Raw genomic sequence first — 14,055 nt, 5'->3', positions numbered from 1 at the left:
TTCCAACACCGAAGAAACATCCAACTCATTGAAACTCAAGGAGTTTTCCGTTCCGTTTGCCCTGGAAGTGGTGCGCAGTATAAAGACATTCGCCGAGCGGTCAAGCACTTATTTCAGAAACATTCAAAAGGCCTTGAATGCACAGGGGAGGCCGAAGCCTCCCCTGTGTCGCTCACGCCGACGAGCCCTTCTTCTATATAAGGACGATCCGCGCGAACGCTTTTTTACCCGCCTGGCAAACATGGGTAGAGCCGCGAACGAATACAAAGCCGCGGTCGACCACTACGCCATCGACCTTGACACTCCCCGCCGCCAGCAAATCGCGCGCTGCCGCAGAGTTCTTCACCAGGCCAGCCTTATTAAGGACGGCGGCAATGGGCATATCCTCCGAGGCCTCCAGGGCGATCTCTGGAAGATCCTCAGGCAACTCGCCTTCTTTCATGCGATTGCCGGCCGCACGGTGCGCATTGGCAGCTGCCTCTTCACCATGGAAACGGGCAACGATCTCTTCAGCGAGCTTGATCTTCACATCACGCGGATTGGCACCGGCTGCCACATCTGCACGCAACTGGGCGATCTCTTCCATGCTGCGGAAGCTGAGCAGCTCGAAATAGCGCCACATCAGCGTGTCTGGAATCGACACCAGCTTGCTGTACATCACGCCCGGAGCTTCCTGGATCCCGACATAATTGCCCAGCGACTTGGACATCTTCTTCACGCCATCGAGGCCTTCGAGCAGCGGCATGGTCACCACGCTCTGCGCTTCCTGGCCATAGGCGCGCTGTAGCTCACGCCCCATCAACAGGTTGAACTTCTGATCGGTGCCGCCCAGTTCGACATCAGCCTTGAGCGCGACCGAGTCATAACCCTGCACCAGCGGATACAGGAACTCATGAATGGCAATCGGCTGATTACTGGTGTAACGCTTGTCGAAGTCATCGCGCTCGAGCATACGAGCCACGGTGTACTGCGAAGACAGACGAATGAAGTCGGCCGGGGTCAGCTGATCCATCCAGGTGGAGTTGAATGCAACTTCGGTCTTGGCCGGATCCAGAATCTTGAATACCTGCTGCTTGTAGGTCTCGGCGTTGTCGAGTACCTGCTCGCGCGTAAGCGGCGGGCGGGTAGCGCTTTTGCCGCTCGGGTCGCCGATCATGCCGGTGAAGTCACCGATCAGAAACACCACCTGATGACCCAGCTCCTGGAACTGCCGCAGCTTGTTGATCAGCACGGTATGCCCGAGGTGCAGATCAGGCGCAGTGGGGTCAAACCCTGCCTTGATGCGCAGAGGCTCGCCCCGCTTGAGCTTCTCGACCAGCTCAGATTCGACCAATACCTCTTCCGCACCACGCTTGATAAGCGCCAGCTGCTCTTCCACCGACTTCATAAACAGATCCGCAAGGCTCAGGTTCAAAGGGAGCCAACCATACAAGATCGGCAGTCAAATACAAGTTTTGCAAAATCTTGTGACTCAGTGAGGCGCCCGTAACGTCTATGCGCCCTTGCACGAATGTAGATTTGGTTATATTTTATACAGTTACTTCATCTTCATCATGTCATTCATCTTTTCCTTTTCACCTTTTTTAAAGTCACCCATATGACCCCAAACACTGCAAAGGCATCTCGGCTGTACCCCAAAATCCACCTACTTGCTGCCAGCGGTCTTGCCGCGATGCTCAGCCTTGCGCTGCTGGTATTCCCTTCCAGCGAAGTGGAAGCCAAGAAGACCACCCTCAGCCTGGAGCTGGATAACCCGGCAGACTCGCTGAAGGAAGAGGCTACCAGCGCGCCGCTGGTGCAAGCCGAACAGCCCTCCAACTCGCCTTTCGCGCAGATCGACAATGCGGCGTCAGCGCCTACCGAGCAGGCCGCCCAGACAGCGCCCGAACCGAAAAAGGGCGAGCCGGGACACCGTGAAGTCACTGTGGCCAAAGGCGACACCCTCTCCACCTTATTCGCCAAAGTCGGGCTGCCTGCCAATGCCGTTCATGATTTGCTGGCCAGCACCAAGCAGGCCAAGCAGTTCAGCCAACTCAAGCACGGGCAGGTCCTGCAGTTCGAGTTGGACAAGGATGGACAACTCGCCAGCCTGCACAGCAAGGTCAGTAGCCTGGAAAGCATTCGTCTCACCCGTTCGGACAAGGGCTACAGCTTCAGCCGCGAAGTCAGCAAACCCGTAGTGCGCACGGCCTACGCCCATGGCGTGATCAAGAGTTCATTGTCGGCCTCGGCGCAGCGCGCCGGGCTGTCGCACAGCCTGACCATGGACATGGCCAGGGTGCTGGGCTACGACATCGACTTTGCCCAGGACATACGCCAGGGTGATGAGTTCGATGTGGTCTTCGAGCAGAAGGTCATGGACGGTAAGGTCGTTGGTACCGGCAACATCCTTTCAGCGCGCTTTTCCAACCGCGGCAAGACTTACACCGCCGTGCGTTACACCAACAAGCAGGGCAATACCAGCTACTACACCGCCGATGGCAGCAGCCTGCGCAAGGCGTTCATTCGTACCCCAGTCGATTTCGCACGGATCAGCTCGCGGTTTTCGGCAGGGCGCAAGCATCCGATCCTGAACAAGATCCGCGCACACAAGGGCGTCGACTACGCCGCACCCCGCGGTACCCCGATCAAGGCGGCAGGGGATGGCAAGGTGGTGTTGGCTGGCCGTCGCGGCGGTTACGGAAACACGGTGATCCTGGCGCATGGCAACAAGTACCAGACCCTCTATGGCCACATGCAAGGCTTTGCCAAGGGCGTAAAAACCGGTGGCACCGTCAAGCAGGGGCAGATTATCGGTTACATCGGTACTACCGGCTTGTCGACCGGGCCGCACTTGCATTATGAGTTCCAGGTCAACGGCGTCCACGTTGACCCGCTGAGCCAGAAGGTGCCGATGTCCGAGCCGATTGCCAAAGCAGAGCGCCAGCGCTTCATGCAGCAGAGCCAGCCCTTGATCGCACGCATGGATCAGGAAAAAGCCACCCTACTCGCCTCGAACAAGCGCTGATTCATGTCGCGCTATATAGGGGTCATGTCTGGCACCAGCCTGGATGGGCTGGACATTGCCTTGATCGAGCAACACGAACAGCCCCGGCTGCTGGCCACCCATTACCTGCCAATGCCGGCTGATCTGCGCAGTGAGCTGCTGGCGCTGTGCGCCAGCGGCCCGGACGAAATTGCCCGAGCAGCGTTGGCGGAGAATCGTTGGGCCCGGTTGGCGGCTGAAGGCATTGCAGCACTGCTCACAGAGCAGGCCCTGGCCCCGGAACAGATCATCGCCATCGGCAGCCATGGCCAGACCATCCGCCATGAGCCTGCTCGCGGTTTTACCGTGCAGATCGGCAACCCTGCCCTGCTGGCCGAACTCACAGGTATCAGCGTGATCGCAGACTTCCGCCGCCGCGACGTGGCCGCGGGCGGACAGGGTGCACCGCTGGTTCCCGCCTTCCACGAAACACTGTTTGGCCACCTTGGTCAGCGGCTGGGCGTGCTGAATGTGGGCGGTTTCAGCAACCTTACCTTGCTTGCGCAGGATCAGCCGGTCAGCGGTTTTGACTGTGGCCCAGGCAATGTGTTGCTCGATGCCTGGATTCAACGCAAACGCGGTGAGACCTTCGATGCTGATGGCGCATGGGCCGCCAGTGGCCGCGTCGATCACGCCTTGCTCGGCCGCTTACTGAGCGATCGTTTTTTCGCAGGCACGGGTCCGAAAAGCACTGGTCGAGAAGTGTTCAACCTGACGTGGCTGGACCAGCATCTGAGTGCACTGCAGCCTTTACCCGATGAAGCCGTTCAAGCCACGCTGCTGGAACTGACGGCTCGCAGCATCTGCGATGCGTTGAACACTGCACAGCCAGATACCGACCGGCTGCTGGTCTGTGGTGGCGGGGCGCGTAATGGGGCGCTGATGCGTCGGCTGGCGGCGCTGCTGCCGACAGCTCAAGTTGAAAGCACCCAAGCGTGTGGCGTTCACCCTGATTGGGTCGAGGCCATGGCGTTTGCTTGGCTGGCCCACTGCTGCCTGACCGGGCAGGCGGCCAATCGCCCTAGCGTGACCGCCGCCAAGGGACTGCGAGTCCTGGGCGCCATCTACCCAGCCTGAGCCGGATGATTGAACGAAAACGCCGCGCAAATGCGCGGCGTTTTCAGTTCAGCGTCACACGTATCAGATGGAGAACGACGATCCGCAACCGCAGGTGGTCGTGGCATTAGGGTTCTTGATCACGAAGCGCGAACCCTCGAGGCCTTCCTGGTAATCCACCTCTGCACCGGCCAGGTACTGGAAGCTCATGGGGTCGACTACCAGCGATACCCCCTCGCGCTCGACGATGGTGTCGTCATCGGCCACGTCTTCATCGAAGGTGAAGCCGTACTGGAAGCCCGAGCAACCGCCGCCGGTCACGAATACGCGCAGCTTCAGCCGATCATTGCCCTCTTCGCTGACCAGGGTCTTCACCTTGTGCGCAGCACCGTGGGTGAATTCCAGACCCGTGGGGGTGAAGGTTTCAACGCTCATGTAGATTCTCCCGGCAGGACGCCGTAACAAAACTCGATGGGGCGCATTATCCGCTTCTCCGAGAAAATTGGTCAACAATTGTGCGGTACCCGATGCAAGGTCGGCACACCCCACACGGACACAAAAAGGCCCGCACTTGGCGGGCCTTCTGCTCACGCGTGGATCAAGGCAGCAAGCCGGCGTGGTTCAGGCCCATGCGCTCGTCCAGCCCGAAGAGGATGTTGAGGTTCTGCACGGCTTGACCCGACGCGCCCTTGACCAGGTTATCGATCACCGACAGCACCACCACCAGATCGCCGCCTTGCGGGCGGTGAACGGCGATACGGCAGACGTTGGCGCCACGCACGCTGCGGGTTTCGGGGTGACTGCCGGCTGGCATGACGTCGACGAACGGCTCGTCTGCATAACGCTTTTCATACAGCGCCTGCAGATCGATCGAGGTGTCGAGCAAGGTGGCGTACAACGTCGAATGAATGCCGCGAATCATGGGCGTAAGGTGCGGAACGAAGGTCAGACCGATCTGGCCGCCGGCAGCCAAGCGCAGACCTTGGCTGATTTCCGGCAGGTGCCGATGGCCCTTCACGGCGTAGGCCTTCATGTTTTCGCCCGCCTCGGAGAACAGCGAGCCCACCGCCGCACCGCGGCCCGCTCCGCTCACACCGGACTTGCAGTCGGCGATCAGCCGCATCGGGTCAACGACCCCAGCCTCCAGCAGCGGCAGGAAGCCCAGCTGGGTTGCGGTGGGATAGCAGCCTGGCACGGCGATCAGGCGTGCATTGCGGATCTTTTCGCGATTGACTTCCGGCAGGCCGTAGACCGCATCGCCGAGCAGTTGCGGGGCGCCGTGCGGCTGGCCGTACCATTGGCCCCACTCCTCGGCATCCTGCAGGCGGAAGTCGGCCGACAGGTCGATGACCTTGGTCCCCGCCGCCAGCAGTTCGCCAGCCAGGGCGTGGGCGACACCGTGGGGCGTGGCGAAGAAAACGACATCGCAAGCACCCAGCGCCGCGCTGTCAGGAACGCTGAAACGCAGGTCGTCGTAGTGGCCTCGCAGGTTCGGATACATATCGGACACCGCCATGCCCGCTTCGGAACGCGAAGTGATGACAACCACTTCGGCCTGCGGGTGCTGCGCCAGCAGACGCAACAGTTCGACACCGGTGTAACCCGTGCCGCCGACGATACCGACCTTGATCATAACGCTTGCCCCTTATCAACGAAGCCACTGGAAAGCCTTGGATGATAGGGGTCGCAGGCGCCCGGAACAACACTGGATTAACCGTTGGGGGTGCTTGGCTACTACTATCTGACCACCGTGAAAACCTTAAGGAAGCTCTCAAATGCTGTATCTCTGGATCAAAGCGCTGCATATCGTCAGCGTGGTCTGCTGGTTCGCCGGCCTGTTCTACCTGCCCAGGTTGTTCGTCTACCACGCACAAAGCACCGACAGTGTCAGCCGCGAGCGCTTCGTCACCATGGAGCGCAAGCTGTACCGCGGGATCATGAATCCGGCCATGATCGCAACCTTCGTGTTCGGTATCTGGATGCTCTACCTCACGCCAGGGTGGCTGAGCCAGGGTTGGATGCATGCCAAGCTGGCACTGGTGATTCTGCTGACCGGTTATCACCATGTCTGCGGTGCTCAGCGCAAGCGCTTCGCGGCAGGTACCAACACCCGAAGCCATGTGTACTACCGCTGGTTCAACGAAGTGCCGGTGCTGCTGTTGCTGGGCATCGTCGTGCTGGTGGTGGTCAAGCCGTTCTGAAAGCCGTTTCAAATAACCAGACCTGGCGAAACAGGCCCTGTCACTCTCTGGGGCACGCTGTACACTAGCGCCCCTTCTCGCCGCCCCAGGAGCGCTGCATGACCTGTTACGCCATGATCACCGGAGCGTCCAGCGGCCTTGGCCTGGCTCTGGCGGAAGCGCTGGCACGGCGTGGGCGTAACCTCATTCTGGTGGCACGCCAGCGCGAACCCCTCGAAGCGGTCGCCCTTGAGCTGACCCAGCGCTTTGGCGTAGACGTGCTGTTGCGCGCCTGCGATCTCAGCCAGCCATTGCGCCTGTCGGGGTTCGTGCTGGAGCTCGAGGAAGGCGAGCGACGCATCGACTTGCTGGTCAACTGTGCCGGGCTGCGTACCTATGGCCCGTTTCTGGCGCATGAGTGGGCCGATGAGCAGGACCTGCTGGAGGTCAATGTGCTGGCCTTGAGCCGGCTCTGCCACGCGCTGGGCAATCTGATGGCCGTGCATGGCGGCGGCCAGATACTCAATGTCGCAGGGCTTGCCGGCGTTGCGCCCGGACCCTGGATGGCGGCCTACGCGGCGAGCAAAGCCTATGTGCTGAGCTTCACCGAAGCCCTGCGCGAGGAGCTCAAGCGCACGGGCATCAAGGTGTCGGTGCTGTGCCCGGGGCCGGTGCGTTCGGCGAACCGCAGCATCGAACGGCTCAAAGGCAGTGGCCGTTGCCTGTCAGCGCAAGAGGTGGCGTTATTCACCGTCCGCGCGCTGGACAAGAACCGCGCCCTGATCATGCCCGGCCGGCGCAACCGCTGGCTGGCGTTTGCCCCGCGCTTGCTGCCACGCTGGCTGACGCGAAAACTCGCAGGCGTGCTGCATCGCCGGTATTGCCCCTCGGGCATGCAGTAGGCCATGGGCGAATGACGCTTGGCTGAGTACACTCCTTGCAGACCCTCACTCTGGAGCAGCGTTGTGGATACTCTATTCACCAAGATCATCAACCGGGAGATTCCGGCCAAGATCATCTACGAAGATGACCAGGTTCTGGCTTTCCACGATATCGCCCCGCAGGCGCCGGTGCATTTTCTGGTCATTCCGAAAAAGCCCATCCGCACCCTCAATGACCTGACCGAGGACGACAAGACCCTTGCCGGGCATATCCTCTTCACCGCCCAGCGCCTGGCGCTTGAGCTGGGCTGCGAGGAAGGCTTTCGCGTGGTGATGAACTGCAATGAGCTGGGCGGCCAGACCGTCTACCACATCCACCTGCACGTGCTTGGTCAGCGGCAGATGAACTGGCCGCCGGGCTGATCCTTTCACGTAGCCGGTTGTGTGACAAGCACGCGGGATGACCCTGGGCAATCGTCTTTGCCACGATTGAGGTAGACTGTCGGGCACACTTTTGCGGAGGTGCCCGATGGCTACCGAACGTCACTATTCGCCGCTCGACCGCTTGCTGCTGCAAGCCGACACTGCCCTGCGCACCTTGCTGCCCTTCAGCGGCCAACCTTCGCGCCCGTCACCTGCGATCGTGCAACCGAACGTCGAGCTCGATCCCGCCCAGAGTCGCCATGTCGCGGGCCTCATGCGCATCAATCACACCGGTGAAGTCTGTGCCCAGGCGCTCTATCAAGGGCAGGCGCTGACCGCCAAGCTGCCGCAGGTGCGCCGCGCGATGGAGCACGCTGCCGAAGAAGAGATCGACCACCTGGCCTGGTGCGAGCAACGCATCCGCCAGCTGAACAGCCATCCGAGCGTGCTCAACCCTCTGTTCTACGGCATGTCTTTCGGCATCGGCGCATTCGCCGGGCTGGTCAGTGACAAAGTCAGCCTGGGCTTCGTTGCGGCGACCGAGCGTCAGGTGTGCAAGCACCTTGACGAACACCTTGAGCAGATCCCTGCCGAAGACGGCAAATCCCGTGCAATTCTCGAGCAGATGCGTGTGGACGAAGAGCACCATGCCGAGGCTGCGCTGGATGCAGGCGGCTATCGCTTCCCGGCGCCCGTTCGCTTCGGCATGAGCCTGATGGCCAAGGTCATGACCAAAAGCACCTACCGAGTCTGAAACGATCATCTGAGAGTCATGCCATGACGCAGCGTTTCGATGCCGACGACCTGGCCCGCGCGGTCACGGCAGGGGTGCTCAACCCCGGTCAGGACCACGCCCTGCTGGCTTTTCTGCGTGCTCATCCCTCTGCTCGGCCCGGCTTCCAACTGGCCAACGTGGCGTTCTATTTCGGCGCGCTGCTGATCATGGGCGCCATGGGCTGGTTGCTGACGGTGGCTTGGATGAGCATCGGTGATGGGGCCTTGCTAGCCATCAGCCTGGCCTACGTCGTTTCACTCACCTTGCTTGCCCTGAACATGCAGCGCCGCAGCCAGCCTGTCGCCGCGGGGGTGTTGGCAGCCGTGGCGGTCGGCATCGTGCCCCTGGCGGTATTTGCCGTACAACGCATCACCGGCTTCTGGCCATTCGGGGACGGTACGCCGGACTTCCAGCACTACTACCGCTACGTGCAAGGGCAGTGGTTGCTGATGGAAGGCGCGACCGTCATTGCCGGCCTGCTCATGCTGCGCGTCGTCCCTTTCCCCTTCATCGTCATGCCGATGGCGCTGGCGCTGTGGTTCATGTCCATGGACATCAGCCAATACCTGTACGGCAGCGACCTGAGCTGGGCGCAGCGGCATGAGGTGTCGTTGTGGTTCGGGCTGGCACTGCTGCTGGTGGCGGTGGTGGTGGACGGTCGCACGCGCAAGGACTACGCGGGCTGGGGCTACCTGGGAGGCCTGTTGGCCTTCTGGGGAGGGCTGACCGCGATGGACAGCGGCAGCGAACTGGGCAAGTTTGGCTATTGCGTGATCAACGTGGCGCTGATGGGACTGGCCGTACTGCTACGGCGCCCGGTATTCATGGTCTTCGGTGCCTTGGGGGTGGCCACCTATCTGGGCTACCTCGCCTACGACGTGTTCGCCGAATCGCTGCTGTTCCCGCTGGTACTGACGCTGATCGGCCTGGGTGTGATCGCCCTGGGCCTGGCCTACCAGAAACGCCGTGAGCGCCTGACCGAACGCCTGCGAAACTGTTTACCGAACGCGCTTGCGCAGGCCCTGCCAGCCTTGCGACGCTAGGCATCGTCACCGCGCGGCCTTGCCCTGCCGCGCCGGTGATGCTGAATCAGGCGAGCTCGACGAGCTCGTAGCCGTGGGTGATCTCCACGCCGGCGCGGCCGAGCATGATCGACGCCGAGCAATACTTCTCAGCTGACAGCTCGACCGCACGCTTGACCTGCGCGTCCTTCAAACCACGGCCCTTGACCACGAACCGCAGGTGAATCTTGGTGAACACCTTGGGGTCTTCGTCAGCCCGTTCGGCCTCGAGAAAGGCTTCACAGCTCTCTACCGCCTGGCGCGATTTCTTCAGAATGCTCACCACGTCAAAACTGCTGCAGCCGCCCAGGCCCAACAGCAACATCTCCATCGGGCGCACGCCCAGGTTGCGGCCGCCGGCCTCGGGCGGGCCGTCCATGACCACCACGTGACCACTGCCCGACTCGCCGAGAAACATGGCGTCACCGGCCCATTGGATGCGTGCCTTCATCTGTGCAACTCCTGCAAGCTTGAAAAATGGTTGTCAGCTTAGTCTTTGTACGTGAAGCGGAAAAGCCGACGTAGGGGATTTCTGGCTTTGCAATCAGAAAGGGCTGATAATCTGGCGCCAAATGACTGGCACAACGCCAGCAACCAGTCCCTTCTCTCTGCATCACTGAACAGGATTTCGTGATGGTCGCGTCCGCGCTTTCCGCCAAGATCAAGAACATCGACAAATTGCTGGTGCACTGCCAGCGCCGCCGTTATACGGCGAAGAGCAACATCATCTGCGCGGGAGACAAAGCCGAGACGTTGTCCTACATCATCAAAGGCTCTGTCACAGTGCTGATCGAAGATGACGAAGGGCGGGAAATGATCATTGCCTACCTCAACAGCGGCGATTTCTTCGGGGAACTCGGATTGTTCGAAACCGGCGGACAAGTGCACGAGCGCAGCGCCTGGGTGCGGGCCAAGAGCGAGTGCGAGGTGGCGGAAATCAGTTATGGACGCTTCCGTGAACTGACCCGTCTGGACCCGGACATCCTCTATGCCCTTGGCGCCCAGATGGCCCAACGGTTGCGCGACACTACGCGCAAGGTCGGTGACCTGGCCTTCTTCGATGTGACCGGCCGCGTTGCCCGGTGCTTGCTGGACCTGTGCAAGCAACCCGATGCAATGACCCATCCGGACGGCATGCAGATCAAGATCACCCGCCAGGAGATAGGCCGGATCGTCGGCTGCTCGCGGGAGATGGTCGGGCGTGTACTCAAAGACCTGGAAGAACGCAATCTGGTCAACGTCAAGGGCAAGACCATGGTGGTCTTCGGCACCCGTTAATCGCGAGCGATCGCAGCGAGCAACTGCGTGTAGACCTCGCGCAGCTGCTCGAACACAGCGGCGTTCGACACCACCTCATGCAAAGCGATATGGCTGTCAGCGCGGCAACGCTGCGCCAGCTCGCACACCACATTGAAGCGATTGACCGCCGCCACCATCGACTCACGGTCGTTGTCCAGCAGCAGCGCCCCATGCACCAGCACCACCGGGCGCTTACCGCCCAGGCCCTGACGCCAGCGCTGGGCAGTGCCCACCAGCTTGCGGCCATTGAGGTTGACGTTGTACCGGCCATCACAGAAGGCCCCGTCGATCTCGCCCACCGACGCCACCCCGCCCCAGCCTCGCAGTGCGTCGCACAGCGGTTCGCACAACCGTCGATAGGCCAACTCGATGCGGCCGTGATCGCCTTCACTGCGCGGCGCGACATAGATCAGGGCAATGTTCACCGTGGCCGGCGATTGCGGCACCGGCTCGCCCCCCGTTTCGCGCAACAGGACCGGCCAGCCGTTACCGGCAGAGGCGTGCGCGGCGGCGTCGAAGCCAGGCAGCCGGCTCATGCGCCGAGGCATCACCAGGGCACTGTCGATCGGCTGCCAGAACAGCAACCCGGTGTTCTGCTCACCACGGCAGACGGCAGCGAGCAGGTCCTGCTCGGCTTGAAGCCCCTGCTCGACGGTCAGGGCCATTACAGGCTCGGTCATAGCGTGCTCGTCGTCCGCGGCGGCCAGGGTGGTCAGTCCAGGGACTGGGTGCTTTGCACCGTGCGTCCTGGAAAGAACAGACGTTGCAGTTCCAGTCCGGGCTGTTCGGCGCGCATGAACGCTTCACCGACCAGAAACGCATACACCTCATTGATTTCCATCAGCTCGACATCGGCCCGATTGAAAATGCCGCTTTCGGTGATCGCCAGGCGATCGCGCGGAATACGCGGCAGCAGGTCGAGGGTAGTTTCCAGGCTGACTTCAAAGGTGTGCAGGTTGCGGTTGTTGACGCCTACCAGCGGGGTGTCGAGGTGGGTCAGGGCACGCTCCAGTTCGTCACCGTCATGCACTTCGACCAGCACATCGAGGCCAACGTCCTTGGCCGTCGCCGCAAGCTCGGCCATGCGGACATCATCCAGCGCCGAGACGATCAGCAGCACGCAGTCTGCGCCCAGCGCCCGGGCTTCGACGATCTGGTACGGGTCGATCATGAAGTCCTTGCGGATCACCGGCAGGCCGCAGGCGGCGCGGGCCTGTTGCAGGTAGGCATCGGAGCCCTGGAAATAGTCGACGTCGGTCAGCACCGACAGGCAGGTCGCCCCGCCCTTCTCGTAGCTGACGGCGAGCTCGGCCGGCACGAAGTGCTCACGGATCACCCCTTTGCTAGGCGAGGCCTTCTTGATCTCGGCAATCACCGCCGGCTGCTTCAGGTGTGCCTGCTTGATCAACGCATTGGCAAAACCGCGCGGCGCATCGGCTGCCTTGGCCAGTTGCTGCAGTTCCGACAGGCTGACGCGAGCACTGCGCTGCGCCACTTCCTCGACCTTGCGGGCGAGAATCTTCTCCAACACCGTTGGTACGCTCATGCTTGGTTCTCCACCTTGAATACCGCCGTAAAGGCGCCGAGCTCTTGCATTTTTTCCCAGGCCAGCCCGGTGTGCAGCACATCGTGGGCCAGTTCGACACCGGCTTTGAGGGTCATGGCGTGGTCAGCGGCGTACAACGCGGCGCCGGCATTGAGGGCGATCATTTCCGCCGCTTTCTGCGCGCTCTCGCTCTTGCGTCGACCCAGGGCATCACGGATCAGCGCCAGCGAGGCGGCCGGCGTGTCGACTGCCAGGCCATGCAAGCTCTGGCTCTTGATACCGAGGTCTTCGGGCTCGACCCAATACTCGCTGATCTCGCCGTTTTTCAGCTCGACCACGAAGGTCGGCGCGGCCAGGCTGAATTCGTCCAGACCGTCCTTGGAATGCACCACCAGCACATGCTTGCTGCCCATGCGCTGCAACACTTCAGCCAGCGGGCGGCACAGCGCCTGGCTGAATACGCCGACCACCTGGTGCCTGACCCCAGCCGGATTCGTAAGCGGGCCGAGCATGTTGAACAGTGTGCGCAGGCCTAGATCACGGCGCGGACCGGCGGCGTGCTTCATTGCCGAGTGATGGCTCTGCGCGAACATGAAGCCGATGCCCAGGCTGTCGATGCAACGCGCGACCTGTACCGGGGTGAGGTCGAGGTAGATGCCGGCCGCTTCCAGCAGGTCGGCACTGCCGCTCTTGCCAGACACCGCACGGTTGCCATGCTTGGCAACCGTACAACCGGCCGCAGCCAGGACGAACGCCGAGGCGGTGGAGACGTTGAAGATATTCGCGCCATCGCCACCGGTACCGACGATGTCGACGACACCGTCCAGGTCCTTGAGCTCCACTTTGCTGGCCAGCTCGCGCATCACCGTCACGGCGCCAACGATCTCGTCGATGCTTTCGCTTTTCATGCGCATGCCCATCATGAAGGCCCCGATCTGCGCTTCGCTGCACTGGCCGGTCATGATCTGGCGCATCACGTCGCTCATCTCGCTGGTGCTCAGGTCCAGGTGGCTGACGATGCGGTTCAATGCGGTTTTGATATCCATGCTCACTGCTCTGTCCTTAACGGCGGCCGCCGGTCTGCTTGAGGAAGTTGGCGAAAAGCTCATGGCCTTGTTCGGTCAAGATCGATTCGGGGTGGAACTGTACGCCTTCGATGTTCAGGGTCTTGTGACGCAGGCCCATGATTTCATCGACCGCGCCATCGTCCAGCGCGGTCCAGGCGGTGACTTCCAGGCAGTCAGGCAACGTGTCGCGCTTGACCACCAGCGAGTGGTAACGGGTCACCGTCAACGGGTTGTTGAGGCCGGCGAAGACGCCCAGGTCATGGTGGTGCACAGGGCTGGTCTTGCCATGCATCACCTGGCGCGCGCGCACCACATCACCGCCAAAGGCCTGGCCGATGGACTGGTGGCCGAGGCAGACGCCCAGAATCGGGAGCTTGCCGGCGAAATGCAGGATGGCCTCGATCGACACCCCCGCTTCACTGGGCGTGCAGGGCCCGGGAGAGACGACGATACGCTCAGGGTCGAGCGCCTCGATCTGGGCCAGGGTCATTTCATCGTTGCGAATGACCTTGACCTCGGCACCGAGCTCGCCCAGGTATTGGACGACGTTGTAGGTAAAGGAATCGTAGTTGTCGATCATCAGTAACATCAGGCTGAACCTCTTGAATCCACTGACTTTGAATACGTGCTTTTGAAACCGGACACAGCCGCGGGCTATCCGCCTGGGCAGTGTTCAACGCATTTGAAAAGCAATCAGAAACGGGCCGGGGAGACCGGCAGGAGATAAAGTCAGGCGCGCCAA

16 protein-coding genes are annotated in these 14,055 nt (G+C 61.5%); 8 read left to right on the top strand and 8 right to left on the bottom strand.

The window, feature by feature from the left end; genetic code table 11:
- Nucleotides 1–193 precede the first annotated feature (193 nt).
- The gene (tyrS, locus tag SJI00_RS19800; RefSeq protein ID WP_322463365.1) at nucleotides 194–1,387 is read right to left on the bottom strand and encodes a tyrosine--tRNA ligase; all 1,194 of its coding nucleotides are present in this window, start codon (nucleotides 1,385–1,387) and stop codon (nucleotides 194–196) included.
- 210 nt (nucleotides 1,388–1,597) lie between these two features.
- On the opposite strand from tyrS, the gene SJI00_RS19795 reads away from it, so the two are divergent.
- Together SJI00_RS19795 and SJI00_RS19790 are read left to right on the top strand one after the other, a co-directional pair.
- Nucleotides 1,598–3,007, top strand: a complete 1,410-nt coding sequence (locus SJI00_RS19795) for a peptidoglycan DD-metalloendopeptidase family protein (protein WP_322463364.1) — start codon at nucleotides 1,598–1,600, stop codon at nucleotides 3,005–3,007.
- Nucleotides 3,008–3,010: 3 nt separating this feature from the next.
- Nucleotides 3,011–4,102 carry an anhydro-N-acetylmuramic acid kinase gene (locus SJI00_RS19790; protein WP_322463363.1) on the top strand — a complete coding sequence of 364 codons (1,092 nt, stop codon included), beginning with the start codon at nucleotides 3,011–3,013 and terminating at the stop codon, nucleotides 4,100–4,102.
- A 63-nt stretch (nucleotides 4,103–4,165) separates the two neighbouring features.
- Here SJI00_RS19790 and erpA read toward each other — a convergent pair whose 3' ends face one another.
- Both erpA and argC read right to left on the bottom strand, forming a co-directional pair.
- Nucleotides 4,166–4,516, bottom strand: coding sequence for an iron-sulfur cluster insertion protein ErpA (erpA, locus tag SJI00_RS19785; RefSeq protein ID WP_312935567.1), 351 nt, complete (start codon nucleotides 4,514–4,516; stop codon nucleotides 4,166–4,168).
- Nucleotides 4,517–4,679: 163 nt separating this feature from the next.
- Complete coding sequence (gene argC / locus SJI00_RS19780) at nucleotides 4,680–5,714, bottom strand: N-acetyl-gamma-glutamyl-phosphate reductase (protein WP_322463362.1); 1,035 nt, start codon at nucleotides 5,712–5,714, stop codon at nucleotides 4,680–4,682.
- Nucleotides 5,715–5,859: 145 nt separating this feature from the next.
- Between argC and hemJ the strand changes: the two genes are divergently transcribed.
- The 5 genes from hemJ (at nucleotide 5,860) to SJI00_RS19755 (ending at nucleotide 9,383) form a co-directional block, all read left to right on the top strand.
- Nucleotides 5,860–6,282 carry a protoporphyrinogen oxidase HemJ gene (gene hemJ / locus SJI00_RS19775; protein WP_322463370.1) on the top strand — a complete coding sequence of 141 codons (423 nt, stop codon included), beginning with the start codon at nucleotides 5,860–5,862 and terminating at the stop codon, nucleotides 6,280–6,282.
- 98 nt (nucleotides 6,283–6,380) lie between these two features.
- Entirely contained in the window at nucleotides 6,381–7,163 is a 783-nt protein-coding gene (locus SJI00_RS19770) for an SDR family NAD(P)-dependent oxidoreductase (RefSeq protein ID WP_322463361.1), read from the top strand.
- Nucleotides 7,164–7,226: 63 nt separating this feature from the next.
- The gene (locus tag SJI00_RS19765; RefSeq protein WP_312935571.1) at nucleotides 7,227–7,565 is read left to right on the top strand and encodes a histidine triad nucleotide-binding protein; all 339 of its coding nucleotides are present in this window, start codon (nucleotides 7,227–7,229) and stop codon (nucleotides 7,563–7,565) included.
- Between the two features lie 106 nt (nucleotides 7,566–7,671).
- Nucleotides 7,672–8,319, top strand: coding sequence for a 2-polyprenyl-3-methyl-6-methoxy-1,4-benzoquinone monooxygenase (gene coq7, locus SJI00_RS19760; RefSeq protein WP_322463360.1), 648 nt, complete (start codon nucleotides 7,672–7,674; stop codon nucleotides 8,317–8,319).
- Nucleotides 8,320–8,342: 23 nt separating this feature from the next.
- A complete protein-coding gene (locus SJI00_RS19755; protein ID WP_322463359.1) occupies nucleotides 8,343–9,383 on the top strand; it encodes a DUF2157 domain-containing protein in 1,041 nt (346 codons plus the stop codon).
- 46 nt (nucleotides 9,384–9,429) lie between these two features.
- Here SJI00_RS19755 and SJI00_RS19750 read toward each other — a convergent pair whose 3' ends face one another.
- Nucleotides 9,430–9,852 (bottom strand): OsmC family protein, encoded by a 423-nt coding sequence (locus tag SJI00_RS19750; protein ID WP_322463358.1) that lies wholly within the window; start codon nucleotides 9,850–9,852, stop codon nucleotides 9,430–9,432.
- 182 nt (nucleotides 9,853–10,034) lie between these two features.
- Between SJI00_RS19750 and crp the strand changes: the two genes are divergently transcribed.
- On the top strand, nucleotides 10,035–10,679 hold the full coding sequence (crp, locus tag SJI00_RS19745; RefSeq protein WP_322463357.1) for a cAMP-activated global transcriptional regulator CRP: 645 nt from the start codon (nucleotides 10,035–10,037) through the stop codon (nucleotides 10,677–10,679).
- On the opposite strand, the gene SJI00_RS19740 is transcribed toward crp, so the two are convergent.
- From SJI00_RS19740 to SJI00_RS19725, 4 genes are read right to left on the bottom strand one after another with little or no spacing between them, the layout of a single operon-like run.
- Nucleotides 10,676–11,380 carry a lipoate--protein ligase family protein gene (locus tag SJI00_RS19740; protein ID WP_322463356.1) on the bottom strand — a complete coding sequence of 235 codons (705 nt, stop codon included), beginning with the start codon at nucleotides 11,378–11,380 and terminating at the stop codon, nucleotides 10,676–10,678. The two genes, crp and SJI00_RS19740, sit on opposite strands and share 4 nt — an antisense overlap.
- 32 nt (nucleotides 11,381–11,412) lie before the next feature.
- Nucleotides 11,413–12,246: an indole-3-glycerol phosphate synthase TrpC gene (gene trpC, locus SJI00_RS19735; RefSeq protein ID WP_322463355.1), complete on the bottom strand. Its 834-nt coding sequence runs from the start codon at nucleotides 12,244–12,246 to the stop codon at nucleotides 11,413–11,415.
- Nucleotides 12,243–13,292: an anthranilate phosphoribosyltransferase gene (gene trpD, locus SJI00_RS19730; RefSeq protein WP_322463354.1), complete on the bottom strand. Its 1,050-nt coding sequence runs from the start codon at nucleotides 13,290–13,292 to the stop codon at nucleotides 12,243–12,245. The genes trpC and trpD overlap by 4 nt, the downstream gene beginning before the upstream one ends.
- A 16-nt stretch (nucleotides 13,293–13,308) precedes the next feature.
- Nucleotides 13,309–13,902, bottom strand: coding sequence for an aminodeoxychorismate/anthranilate synthase component II (locus SJI00_RS19725; RefSeq protein WP_322463353.1), 594 nt, complete (start codon nucleotides 13,900–13,902; stop codon nucleotides 13,309–13,311).
- Between the last annotated feature and the right edge of the window lie 153 nt (nucleotides 13,903–14,055).

This window comes from Pseudomonas gebzensis, from assembly GCF_034427815.1.
GTDB lineage: Bacteria > Pseudomonadota > Gammaproteobacteria > Pseudomonadales > Pseudomonadaceae > Aquipseudomonas.
The sequence above is the reverse complement of the archived record's forward strand: the minus strand, read 5'-3'. Positions and strand labels throughout refer to the sequence as shown.

Coding starts and splice junctions, on each gene's coding strand:
- tyrS (WP_322463365.1), bottom strand. CDS start 1,387: ATGAAGTCGGTGGAAGAGCAGCTGGCGCTTATCAAGCGTGGTGCGGAA.
- SJI00_RS19795 (WP_322463364.1), top strand. CDS start 1,598: ATGACCCCAAACACTGCAAAGGCATCTCGGCTGTACCCCAAAATCCAC.
- SJI00_RS19790 (WP_322463363.1), top strand. CDS start 3,011: ATGTCGCGCTATATAGGGGTCATGTCTGGCACCAGCCTGGATGGGCTG.
- erpA (WP_312935567.1), bottom strand. CDS start 4,516: ATGAGCGTTGAAACCTTCACCCCCACGGGTCTGGAATTCACCCACGGT.
- argC (WP_322463362.1), bottom strand. CDS start 5,714: ATGATCAAGGTCGGTATCGTCGGCGGCACGGGTTACACCGGTGTCGAA.
- SJI00_RS19770 (WP_322463361.1), top strand. CDS start 6,381: ATGACCTGTTACGCCATGATCACCGGAGCGTCCAGCGGCCTTGGCCTG.
- coq7 (WP_322463360.1), top strand. CDS start 7,672: ATGGCTACCGAACGTCACTATTCGCCGCTCGACCGCTTGCTGCTGCAA.
- SJI00_RS19755 (WP_322463359.1), top strand. CDS start 8,343: ATGACGCAGCGTTTCGATGCCGACGACCTGGCCCGCGCGGTCACGGCA.
- SJI00_RS19750 (WP_322463358.1), bottom strand. CDS start 9,852: ATGAAGGCACGCATCCAATGGGCCGGTGACGCCATGTTTCTCGGCGAG.
- crp (WP_322463357.1), top strand. CDS start 10,035: ATGGTCGCGTCCGCGCTTTCCGCCAAGATCAAGAACATCGACAAATTG.
- SJI00_RS19740 (WP_322463356.1), bottom strand. CDS start 11,380: ATGACCGAGCCTGTAATGGCCCTGACCGTCGAGCAGGGGCTTCAAGCC.
- trpC (WP_322463355.1), bottom strand. CDS start 12,246: ATGAGCGTACCAACGGTGTTGGAGAAGATTCTCGCCCGCAAGGTCGAG.
- trpD (WP_322463354.1), bottom strand. CDS start 13,292: ATGGATATCAAAACCGCATTGAACCGCATCGTCAGCCACCTGGACCTG.
- SJI00_RS19725 (WP_322463353.1), bottom strand. CDS start 13,902: ATGTTACTGATGATCGACAACTACGATTCCTTTACCTACAACGTCGTC.